Source organism: Corallococcus exercitus, assembly GCF_003611585.1.
Lineage (GTDB): Bacteria > Myxococcota > Myxococcia > Myxococcales > Myxococcaceae > Corallococcus > Corallococcus exercitus.
The window spans coordinates 1-1,836 of sequence record NZ_RAVW01000752.1; the positions used below are offsets into that span (position 1 = coordinate 1).

Below are 1,836 nucleotides of genomic sequence, written 5' to 3' on the forward strand. Positions count from 1 at the left end.
GGCGGCGGGCGGGGAGGAGGGCGTGGGCCACCTGCTGTCGCTCCTGCGCGAGGAGCTGGCGCTGGCCCTGGCGCTCGCGGGGCGGCCGTCGCTCCCGTCGCTGGACGCGTCGGTGCTGCGGCGCAGGACCTTCTGAGTCGGCCGGGGCGGTCCGCGCCCTGGCTTTTCGGCTAGGCTCCCGCCCTGGAGGGGGTTCCAGGCCGTGCCGATGCTCGTCTACAACCCAGGGCAGCCGGATGAGCTGTCCTTCCCGCTGGGGGCCGCGCCCATCACCATTGGCCGCGCGGACGACCAGGGCATCTGCATTCCCCACCGCAGCCTGTCGCGCCAGCACGCCCGCATCGAGCCCGCCGACGGACGCTTCTTCGTCACCGACCTGCAGAGCAAGAACGGCACCTTCGTCAACGGCGTGCAGATCCGCCGCAAGGAGCTGCGCCCCGGCGACACGCTGACGCTGGGGGAGCTCGTCTTCCTGCTCACCCACGAACCGCCACCCTCCGTGGCCCCGGGTCAGGCCGGCGCGTCGTCCGGCGCGCCCGACGAGCCCCGGCCCCAGCTCACGCGCGCGCTCACGCGCGTGCCGCTGAAGACGCTGGTGCAGGCGGTGTCCGACCCGGAGCGGTCCGCGGCGGAGGCCGCCAGCGCGGCCACTCGCGGCCGTGAGCGGATGCGCATCCTCCAGGAGGTGGCGAAGCTCCTGTCCGTCACGGACGACCTGGAGGCCCTGCCCGGCAAGGTGCTGGACCTGGCGTTCCAGATCCTCCACGTGGAGCGGGGCGTCATCCTGCTCGTGGACGAGGGCACGGGGAAGCTGGAGCCGCGCGTGACGAAGACGGCGGAGGGCACGGCCGTGCGCGGGCCCATCTACAGCCAGAACATCGTGGACTTCGTGCTGCGCAAAAGCGTGGCGGCCCTCTTCTCCGACGCGGTGAATGATCCGCGCCTGGACGCCGCGGAGTCCGTCATCTTCAGCTCCATCCGCGCCTCCATGTGCGTGCCGCTCAAGCCCCGCGACGAGGTGCTGGGCGTGCTGTACGTGGACAACGTCTCCACGCCCAAGAGCTTCTCCGAGGACGACCTGGACTTCCTCGTCGCGTTCGCGGGCCAGGCGGCGCTCGCGCTGGAGAACGCCCGGCTCTACCGCCGCATCGAGCAGGAGACGGTGCAGCGCATGCAGCTCATCATGGACGCGAAGCTGGCCTCGCTCGCGGCCATGGTGGGCGGCATGGCGCACGAGCTGCGCAACCCGCTCAACTTCATCAGCAACTTCGCCGGCCTGTCCGTGGGCCTCACGGAGGACCTGGCCAGTGTGATGGAGCCGCAGCGCGAACGGCTGACGCCGGACTCCGTGCGCGACGTGGACGAGGCGCTCGCGTGCCTGCGCACCAACGTCCAGAAGATCAACGAGCACGGCCGCCGCGCGGACGCGCTCATCCAGGGCATGCTCCAGCACGCGCGCCGCTCGCCCGGTCCGCGGGAGTCCGTGGAGCTGAACGCCCTGGTCGCGGAGAGCGTCGCGCTGGGACAGGGCGGCATGAGGGGCGAGCCCCTGACCGTCCGCCTGGAGGCCGAGTACGACCCGGCCGTGGGCCAGCTGGAGCTCAGCCGCGCGGAGGTGGGCCGCGTCATCATCAACGTCGTGGACAACGCGCTCTACGCCATGCGTCAGAAGCGCCAGACCCAGGGCGCCACGTACGTCCCGGTGCTCAAGGTTCGCACCCTCGCGCGTCAGGAACAGGTGGAGGTCCGGCTGCGCGACAACGGGCCAGGCATCCCCTCGGAGCGTGCGGCGAGAATCTTCGACCCCTTCTTCACCACGAAGCCGCCGGGGCAGGG

The 1,836-nt window shown here is 71.7% G+C and carries 2 protein-coding genes; both read left to right on the plus strand.

The window, feature by feature from the left end:
• On the plus strand, positions 1 to 136 hold a 136-nt coding region (locus D7W79_RS46135), incomplete at its 5' end, for an alpha-hydroxy-acid oxidizing protein (protein WP_208729983.1).
• A gap of 72 nt (positions 137 to 208) precedes the next feature.
• The coding region (locus D7W79_RS41700) for an FHA domain-containing protein (RefSeq protein WP_120530717.1) at positions 209 to 1,836 on the plus strand (1,628 nt) is incomplete at its 3' end.